Source organism: Corallococcus llansteffanensis, assembly GCF_003612055.1.
Lineage (GTDB): Bacteria > Myxococcota > Myxococcia > Myxococcales > Myxococcaceae > Corallococcus > Corallococcus llansteffanensis.
This window is the reverse complement of sequence record NZ_RAWB01000408.1, coordinates 1-8,986: the sequence shown is the minus strand read 5'-3', so window position 1 is coordinate 8,986 and position 8,986 is coordinate 1. Positions and strand designations below refer to the sequence as shown.

The 8,986-nt window shown below is 72.3% G+C and carries 6 protein-coding genes; 3 read left to right on the top strand and 3 right to left on the bottom strand.

Translation table 11 applies throughout. The features are described 5' to 3' along the window. Positions 1-914 (top strand): lanthionine synthetase LanC family protein (locus D7V93_RS30005; protein WP_279636960.1); only part of this gene is annotated, 914 nt, incomplete at its 5' end. A gap of 133 nt (positions 915-1,047) precedes the next feature. Continuing rightward, a complete protein-coding gene (locus tag D7V93_RS30000; RefSeq protein ID WP_120646650.1) occupies positions 1,048-3,459 on the top strand; it encodes an ABC transporter permease in 2,412 nt (803 codons plus the stop codon). Positions 3,460-3,617: 158 nt separating this feature from the next. Here the strand turns inward: D7V93_RS30000 and D7V93_RS29995 are convergent, their stop codons facing one another. The 3 genes from D7V93_RS29995 to D7V93_RS29985 all read right to left on the bottom strand — a co-directional run bounded on the left by D7V93_RS29995 (position 3,618) and on the right by D7V93_RS29985 (position 8,318). Further along, entirely contained in the window at positions 3,618-5,093 is a 1,476-nt protein-coding gene (locus tag D7V93_RS29995; RefSeq protein WP_147451406.1) for a hypothetical protein, read from the bottom strand. A gap of 177 nt (positions 5,094-5,270) precedes the next feature. Continuing rightward, positions 5,271-7,364, bottom strand: a complete 2,094-nt coding sequence (locus tag D7V93_RS29990) for a Kelch repeat-containing protein (protein WP_158623892.1) — start codon at positions 7,362-7,364, stop codon at positions 5,271-5,273. A 216-nt stretch (positions 7,365-7,580) separates the two neighbouring features. Next, positions 7,581-8,318 (bottom strand): class I SAM-dependent methyltransferase, encoded by a 738-nt coding sequence (locus D7V93_RS29985; protein ID WP_208723197.1) that lies wholly within the window; start codon positions 8,316-8,318, stop codon positions 7,581-7,583. 219 nt (positions 8,319-8,537) lie between these two features. Here D7V93_RS29985 and D7V93_RS29980 point away from each other — a divergent pair, with 219 nt between their 5' ends. Continuing rightward, the gene (locus D7V93_RS29980; protein WP_120646646.1) at positions 8,538-8,741 is read left to right on the top strand and encodes a hypothetical protein; all 204 of its coding nucleotides are present in this window, start codon (positions 8,538-8,540) and stop codon (positions 8,739-8,741) included. The last annotated feature ends 245 nt before the right edge of the window (positions 8,742-8,986 follow it).

The window sequence follows — 8,986 nt, the reverse complement described above, 5'->3', positions numbered from 1 at the left end:
GGGGCGGGCTGGTCTACACCTACGCCCAGCTCGGCACGCTCTGGCAGCGGCCGGACCTGTTCGACCAGGCCGGGACGTGCGTGGCGCTGATGGAGGGGCGCGTCGACCAGGACGAGAACTTCGACGTCATCGACGGGGCGGCGGGCTGCATCCTGGCGCTCGCCGCGCTGCACCGGAGCGCCCCCTCGCAGCAGGCCCTCGCGCTGGCCCGGCGCTGCGGTGAGCACCTGGTGGCGCGGGCCCGCCCCCAGGCCCAGGGCGTGGGTTGGCACTCACGGTTGGAGCCGGACGCGGCGCTCACCGGCTTCGCGCACGGCGCCGCCGGCATCGCCCACGCCCTGCTGGAGCTGCATGCGCTGACGGGCGAGGAGCGCTTCCGGGAGACCGCGCTCCTGGCGCTGCGCCATGAGCGCTCGCTGTTCTCCCCCGAGCGCAACAACTGGCCGGACCTGCGCGGCCGGCCCCAGACGCCCGGGTTCAAGACCTCCTGGTGCCATGGGTCCACGGGCATCGGCCTGGGGCGGCTGGCCTCGCTGCGGCACCTGGACGACGCCACGGTGCGGGCGGAGCTCACCGCCGCGCTCGCGGACACCCGGGCCCTGGGGCTCGGCCGGGACCACTCGCTGTGCCACGGCGACGCGGGCGGCCTGGAGCTGCTGCTGGCGGCGCGCGAGGCGCTGGGCGAGGCGGCGGTGCCCGGGAACGAACCGGAGCGCTGGGCCGCGACGATGATGGGCAGTGCCGACGCCCGGGGCTGGCTGTCGGGGGTCCCGCTGGGCGTGGAGACCCCTGGTTTCATGGTGGGGCTGGCCGGCACCGGCTACGGCCTGCTGCGCCTCGCCGAACCCCGGCGGGTCCCCTCGGTGCTGGTGCTCGCGCCGTGCCCCGGAGACCCTCCCTCCAGGGTCGTCTGAATGCGACTTCCGCCCCCCCTGACTGATACCCTGAACGCCACCCGTCACCTTCTCCTGTCCAGAGAGACCCTGGAAGCCGGCCCTCGCGTCCGTCGCCCCACCGGGGAGGCTCCGCCGGTTCGAGAACCCGACCATGGATAGCTTCCTGCAGGACATGCGGTACGCGGTGCGTGGGCTGCTGCGCGACCGGGGCTTCACCTTCGTGGCGATCCTCACGCTGGCGCTGGGCATCGGCGCCAACACCGTCATCTTCAGCTTCCTCGACGCGCTGATGCTGCGGCCCTTCGACTTCCCGGCGCTCGACCGGCTGGTCTTCGTGGTCGAGTCCACGCCGGGGTACGCGCGCAACCAGCTCTCCGCGGCGGTGGTGGACGAGCTGCACCGGGAAGCACGCGCGCTGGAGCGCGTCTCCGCCTTCCAGTCGTGGGACCTGAACCTCACCGGCAACACCGAACCCGAGCGCCTGCTCGGCTACCGCGTCACGCCGGACTTCTTCGGCGTGCTGGGCGTGGGGCCGGCCCTGGGCCGCGCGCTGCAGCCGGACGAAGGCCGGGCGGAGCGCGAGCGCGTGGTGGTCCTGAGCCACGCGCTCTGGGAGCGGCGCTTCGGCGCGGATCCCGCCATGGTGGGCCGCTCCGTCACCTTGGATGGCGAGCCCTACACCGTCGTGGGGGTGATGCCACCGGACTTCCGCTTCCCCAAGGCCGCGCAGCTCTGGGTGCCGCTGGAGCTGCCCGCCCGGGCCGAGGCGATGTGGAGCGAGCACGCGTATCAGGCGGTGGGGCGGCTGAAGGAAGGGCTGTCGCTGCAGTCGCTGCGCTCGCAACTGGCGCTGCTCGAGCCTCGCATGGCGCTGGAGGATCCGGGGCACCGCGTGTCCGCCCTGCCCCTGCGGGAGTATGGAGACGCGCCCATCCGGCTGATGCTCTGGGTGCTGATGGCGGCCACGGTGCTGGTGCTGGGCGTGGCGTGCGCCAACGTGGGAGGCATGCAACTCGCGAGGGCGGCGCGGCGCTCCCAGGAGATGGCCATTCGCGGCGCGCTGGGCGCGAGCCAGGGACGCCTGGCGCGGCAGCTGCTCACGGAGAGCCTGCTGCTCGCGCTGCTGGGGGCCATGGGCGGCCTGCTGTTGGCGGTGTGGGGCATCAACCTGATGCGCGCGGGAGTCCCCGCCGACGTGGGGCGCTTCGTGCCGGGCTGGAACCGGGTGGGGCTGGATGCCCGGGTGCTGGGCTTCACCCTGGTGGTGGCGGTGAGCGCCACGCTGGCCTTCGGACTGGCGCCGGCGCTGCGGGCCTCGCGGGTCCAGCCCGCGGACGTCATGCGGCGCGAGGGCCGCGGCGGCGGGACGGGCCGGCAGCGGCTGCGACAGATGCTGGTGGCCTCACAGCTGGCCTTCGCGCTGGTCCTCACCGTGTGCGCGGCGCTCAACGCGCGCAGCTTCGCCTCCATGATGGACGCGCCCGCGGGCTTCGAGCGCGAGCGCCTGCTGACGCTGAAGTTCGGCATGAGCGAGCGGCGCTACCCGGACAATGCCTCGGTGGTGCGCTTCCTCGATGAGGCGCTGGCGCGGTTGGGCACCCTGCCCGGCGTGCGGGGCGTAGCCGGGACGAGCAGCCTGCCCCTGGGCCCGAGCTGGAGCCGGGGCACGCTGGAGGTGGAGGGCGAGGCGCTCGCCGCCCCTGGCAACGCGCGCTACGTCTTCTACCAGGTGGTGACGGAGGACTACTTCCGGGTGATGTCCATTCCCCTGCGCGAGGGGGCCGGCTTCACCGCGCAGGACGGAGCGGACGCGCCGCTCACGGTGCTCATCAGCCACTCGCTGGCGCGCAGCCGCTTCCCGGAGGGAGGCGCGGTGGGGCGGCGCATCGCCCTGGCCAGCGTGGACGGCAAGCCCGTGTGGCGCACGGTGAAGGGCGTGGTGGCGGACGTGCAGGTGGCCACCTTCGGCAGCGGAGCGGGTGACTTCGCGGCGGTGTACCTGCCGCAGCGCCAGGAGACGACGCGGGACGTGTACCTCGCGCTGCGCACGATGGGAGAGCCCCTCGGCCTGGCGCCGTCCGTGCGCCGTCTGATTGCGGAGCTGGACCCGGAGCTGCCCCTCACGAGCGTCAAGCCCATGCGCCAGGTGGTGGATGAGACGCTGCTGGCGCCGCGCTACGCGGTGGTGCTGCTGCTGATCTTCGCGGGCGTGGCCCTCATCCTGAGCGCGGTGGGCGTCTACGGCGTCATCGCCTATGGCGTCACCCAGCGGACGCACGAAATCGGGGTCCGGATGGCGCTGGGCGCACGTTCGGCGGACGTGGTGTGGATGGTGATGCGGCAGGGCCTGAGGCCCACCCTCATCGGCGTGGCGCTGGGGCTGCTGGGGGCGGTGGCGGCGGCACGGGGCATGTCGGGGCTCCTCTACGGGGTACGCCCCTTCGAGCCCCTCATCTTCACCACCATGGCGCTGTTCCTCATCGTGGTGGCGGTGCTGGCCACGCTGATTCCGATGCGCCACGCCCTGCGGGTGGATCCGATCGTCGCCCTGCGCGCGGAGTAGCTCGGTCCGCGGCGGGAGGGAGCAGCACTCCCTACGGGCCCGGAGGCCCGTGGGGTCCGTCAGAGGTCACTCTTCGGACCGCCCTCGGTTCAAGACGGGCGCGTCAAGCCCGCGGCCGCCAGCCCGGCCTCGCAGCTGAGCAGTGAGCGCGGAGCGGGCTACTCGCAGAGGCCCGTCTTGCCGTTGCAGCGCCCCGTGAGGCAGAGGTACTGCCACGAGGGGGAGCCTCCGTCCGGCCCGGTGAAGCGGCAGCGCTCGCCCAGGCGCGGCTGCGGAGCGCAGGCAGCGCCTCCGCCCTCCCCGCGCGCGCAGATGAGGTACTTCGCGCAGTCCTGGGGCTTGTCACAGGCAGCCCCCAGGGCCTTGCCCTCCGTGCAGTGCCCATCGAGGCACCGCTCGGCCCAGGGGCATTCCACGTCGTAGCGGCACTCGCCCGGGCCCGCCGCGATGCACACCCCGGAGGCGCCGGTACCCGCATCCCCCTTGTCGCACAGCAGGCCTTCCGCGCACTGGCCGGGGCCAGCGCAGGCCTCCCCTTCGCTGAGCGAGTCGGGCGCGATGCAGAGGCCGTTGGGTCCGGTGCAGAGCTGGCCGGGGCCGCAGCCCATGCCCCGGGCATCGCACCGCACGCCTTCCGGCTGGCACTGTCTGGGAACCGAGGCATCCGGGCTCATGGAGGTGCAGACCCGGCCAGGCTCGCACGTCCCCAGGTCGCAGAGTGGGGGCGGCAAGTACCCGCATTCGTACCGGGTGTCCTGTCCGCACGTCTCGCCGACCTCCCTGTACGCACGGCAGGTGCCGACGCCCGCCGTGTCCTCATGGGAAAGGGGCCGACAGCCGGATGACGTGTCCGTGTCGCAGGGCTTCCCAAACCTGCAAGCCTCCCCCACGTTGGGCCGCGGCACGCAGCACCCCTCTGAGCAGTAGCCGTGGTCGTCACACGGCGCGTCCCCCGACTGGCCGCAGGGGCTGCCCACGGGACGCCGTTCCGGACAGGCGACACAGACGCCCGCATCGCTTTCATCCTTGAGGCAGTAGCCGATGCGGCAGTGGGCATCCATGCCACAGGCCCCGCCCACCGAAGAGCGCACGAAGGCACAGCCGCACACCGTGGAGGACGGGTTCGCTTCCCCCGTGAGACATGCGGACGCGGCCTGGGGCCAGTACGTGAGGTAGCCCGCCTCCCGGCTCACGAGCGGGAAGCGGGACGCGCAATTCACCTGCTCACGCTCGACGCAGCCGGACTCGGCCGTGGGATCCACCGTGCCGGCGTCCACTCCGGCCGCGCACAGCATGCGGGCTGAGTCCTCACACCAGCGGTCGGCGGGAGGCACCGGGCCGGCCGCCGGCAGCACCAACGAGGCACACGTGTCGGCCGGCACCGTGGCATCACAGCGGCTGGCCCACGGTGCCCCCGGATCCTGGGGCGCGGGCAGCGCGCAAGCGACGCTCGCGTCCGGCACTCCGGCGTCATCGGGGCCCGCGTCCGTCACGTCACCGGCGTCGTCGGTGCCGACCGGGGGAGGAGGATCCGTAGGTGGGCAGGCTGCTCCCAGGGTGAGCGCCAGGGCCAGGGACACCCGCATCAACGCGCGGCGAACCGCCCGCCCTTGAATGACAGTTCCATCCTTCATGCCCTGGCCTCCGGGAGCCCTTGTCCCGTGTCCTTCGTCCCGCGCCTGTCGGGGGACACACCACAACCGGATACGGGCCCAGGACGGCGGCCGGGCTGTTTTATCGGTGTCGTGCGTCTGGCCGGTGGACTCGCGGGCCCGGCCTGCATCGCGCCGGGCCCGCCTCATCGGCTCACCTCACGGCGCGTAGACTTCCGCGAAGCCGCTGCCGCTGTACCAACCGTCCGCGCAGCCCACCGCCAGCACCTCGCCCGTGGGCAGCGAGGTGAGCGTGTGGCCCGAACGCACGGCCATCATGCTCGCGGTGGGCTTCCAGGTATGGGTGGCCGGCTCGTACACCTCCGCGCTGGCCTGCAGGTTGGAGGTGCTGGAGCCGCCAATCTTCCAGGTGCCTCCGGACGCCAGCACCGCGCCCGAGGCCAGCACGGCGCTCGCGTGCTCGTGGCGGGGCGTGGTCATGGCGCCCGCGGCAGCCCAGACGCCGACGGGCTGGAACTTCTCCGCCGTGGCCAGCGAGCCCTGCCCGATGTACGAGCCGGTGCCCATGAGCCCGCCGATGGCGAGCGTGTCGCCCGAAGCCAGCGCGTGCAGCGTGAAGTGGCTGCGGGCCTGGGCGAGGCTGGTGGTGGTGAGCCAGCTTCCGGAGCTCGGCGTGTACACCTCCGTGCTCGCGAGCCGGTACAGGGTCGTGAAGACCTGGTAGTGGCCGCCCGCGATGAGCACCCGCCCATCACCCATGAGGGCGGCGGAGTGGTTGATGCGGCCCGTGGCGAGGTTGCCCGAGACGGACCACGTGCCGGTGGCCGGATCAAACAGCTCGGTGCTGGTCGGGTAGATGCCGCCGTCGCTGCGGCCTCCCGTGACGAGCACCTGGCCCGAGGCCAGGACGGTGGCCTTGAAGTAGGTCCGCGCGGTGAGCAGGCTGCCGGTGGCCGTCCAGGTGCCGGTGGCCGGATCAAACAGCTCCGCGGTGGTGACGGTGCTGTCGAAGTTGCCGCCGACGACGAGCACCTGGCCCGAGGGCAACAGCACCGCGACGGCGCTCGTCCGGGGCTCGGTCATGTCACCGACGGAAGTCCACGTCCGCGTGACGGGGTCGAACAGCTCCGCGCTGGTCAGGTCGCCGGAAGCACCGCTCCCGCCCGCCACGAGCACCTGCCCGGAGCCCAGGAGCGTGGCGGTGTGGCCGCACCGGTTCGTGGCGAGCGGAGCGGTGGCCGTCCACGTGAAGCGGCCCGCGTCGTACAGCTCCGCGGAGGCCGTGTAGGTCGCGGACATCAGGTAGCCGCCGACGACGAGCACCTGTCCGGAGCGCAGGAGGGCGACGGCGCCGCCAGAGCGACCGAGGAGCATGCCGGCGGTGGCACTCCACGCCCCGGTGGCCGGGTCATACACCTCCGCGGTGCCGCTGTTGTCGAAGACGAGCACCTTGCCCGAGGGCAGCAGGCTCGCGCTGTGATTCGACCGGGACCGCGACATGCTGCCAGTGTAGGCCCAGGTGTTGGTGGCGGGGTTGTAGAGCTCGGCGGTGGCGCTGCCGCCGCCCGCCACCAGGACCTTGCCCGACGGCAGCACGGTCGCCGTGTGGTACTGGCGCGCCAGGAACATCGGCGCCCCCGCGGTCCAGGCATTGGTGGTCGGGTCGTACACCTCCACGGTCTTCTGGACGGTGGTGCGGGTGCTGCCGCCCGCCACCAGGACCTTGCCCGACGGCAGCAACGTCGCCGTGTGCCGGTAGCGGTTGGTGACGAGGCTGGGGGCGGCCGACCAGGAGTTGGTGGCCGGGTCGTACAGGTCCACGATGTTGGAGGGGCCCGGGGGCGAGCTGCTGACGGCGCCGCCCGTGACGAGGACCTTGCCCGACGCGAGCAGGACGTCCTTGCCGATGCCGCGCGCGCGCGGGCCGTTCGTGGTGGCCGTCCAGGTGCCGGTGGCCGGATCAAACAGCTCCGACGTGGCCAGGTAGACGCCCGCGAGACAGCAGGTGTAGCCGTTGGCCACCAGCACCTTCCCGTTGTTGAGCAGGGTGGCGGTGTGCTCCGAGCGCGACGTCGTCATGGAGCCGGTCGCGGTCCAGGTGCCGGTGTCCGGCTGGTACAGCTCCGCGTTGGCCAGCGTCGAACCCGACGACGTGCCGCCCGTGACGAGCACCTGTCCGGAGGGCAGCCGCGTCGCCGTGGCATTGTTCCGGCTGTTCAGCGCGCTGCTGGTGGCGCGCCACTGGGGTGTTCCCAGCGCGGAGCGCTCGGTGCCGAGGTCCTGGGAATCCACATCGGGCGCGGAGGCTCCGCAGGCCACGCAAGCCATGAGCACTGCAAGGGCAGGAACGACTGCAAGTCTTTTCATGAAGAAGGCCGCCTTGGGGTTGGGCCGCGCCACGCAAGGGGAGACCCTCGCGGCGGGCGGGCGCGCATCCTGGTCGACCGGGGCCTCGGGCAGCAAGCGCACCCTCGCGGGGAACGCGTCTGCCTTGGAAGAAACGTCAGCTCAGCCCGCGGCCCCGGGCTCGAAGCGCGCGAGGAAGACCTTGAACTGGAGCGAGACGAAGATGGGCCGCGGTGCCACCAGTCCGGTCCGGGCGAGCATCGCGAACAGGGCGGCATCGGACTCGATGGGCCGGATCGTCGCGAAGAGCTGGCGCCGACGCTCCAGCGCGTCCTGGGGAACGCCATACGCGCGCAACCGCCGCAGCTCCACGTTCATCAGCTCGGGGTCGTTGCCAACGCGGCAGCCCAGGACGACGGGCGCTCCGGGCACGAGCCGGCGGGTCACCTCTCGCAGCAGCTCGAGGCGGGCCTCGTCACCTTCCACATGGTGCAGGACCCCCATCACCTGCGCGCCGTCGAACGGGGGCCCGGGAGGCAGGGTGTGCAGCTCGCCCACGTGCAGGTGCGTGCGCGAGAGCATTCCCTCGGCCTCCAGGCGGCTTCGGGCGACGGCGAGCATGGCGTCGGAGGGGTCCACGCCCGTGAAGCGCCAGCCCGGCACGTTGAAGCGGGTGTAGGGCACCAACTCCGCGCCCGTGCCCAGTCCCACGAAGAGCAGTGACGCCGCGTCCTGGCCGTCGAGCTGGGCGGTCAACGCGCTGACGCCAATCTCATACAGCGCCTGGGCGCCGGCGAGGTTGAGGGACGCCTGGGTGTCATAGTGGGCGGCGCGGTCGGCGCCAAACCCCGGCACGACGTGGTGGTGGTGGACGGAGGATGCGGGGTGTTCGTGGGACATGGCGTTTCCTCGGGAGCCCACGGGAGGCGGGCGATGGAACCAGAGGATGCATCGGGCCCGCGATGATCGGCAGAGCGGAGATTCAGGCCACATCGGCGGAACTTTCGGTCCTGCCCATCCGCGCGCACGAGGCCGCTCACGCCTTGCGACGCTCCCTGGCCTGGTGGCGTAGCATGCTCTTCCGGGGTCCATCCCGGTAAGCGAGACAGGAGACACGTGATGCGTGAACTGTTGCTGCGAGGCGTAGGGCTCACCGCGTTGCTGATCATGGCGGGCTGTGGCGGACCGGTGGACGAGTCCACCGAGCCGGAGCTGGGGAGCCAGGAGCAGGAGCTCCCCATGTGCAAGGTGGACGTGCCCAAGCCGTGTCCCACCGGGTACGTCTGCATTGGCAGGACCTGCTACCCGAACGTCGAGCCCTGACGGCTCGACGACGTGCAGGACCCAGGGGGGCCGCTTCGACCGGTGCACGCAGGCGCGGGCATTGCCTCGGAAGCGGCTTCTAAAGACAGACAGTCGCTGAGGATCTCCGTGAAGGTCTTGGAGTCCTGGACAGTCGAGTTCAAAGAGCGCGGGCGCGCCGATTCCGCACCCGCTCCCGGCGTGCGCCCGCGAGCGCCCAGGCCGCGAGCAGCAGGCTTCCCGCCACCGCCGCGGAGCCCCCACCG

Bases quoted from the DNA above. Each gene is read 5' to 3' on its own strand.
- D7V93_RS30000 (WP_120646650.1), top strand. From the start codon at position 1,048: ATGGATAGCTTCCTGCAGGACATGCGGTACGCGGTGCGTGGGCTGCTG.
- D7V93_RS29995 (WP_147451406.1), bottom strand. From the start codon at position 5,093: ATGAAGGATGGAACTGTCATTCAAGGGCGGGCGGTTCGCCGCGCGTTG.
- D7V93_RS29985 (WP_208723197.1), bottom strand. From the start codon at position 8,318: ATGTCCCACGAACACCCCGCATCCTCCGTCCACCACCACCACGTCGTG.
- D7V93_RS29980 (WP_120646646.1), top strand. From the start codon at position 8,538: ATGCGTGAACTGTTGCTGCGAGGCGTAGGGCTCACCGCGTTGCTGATC.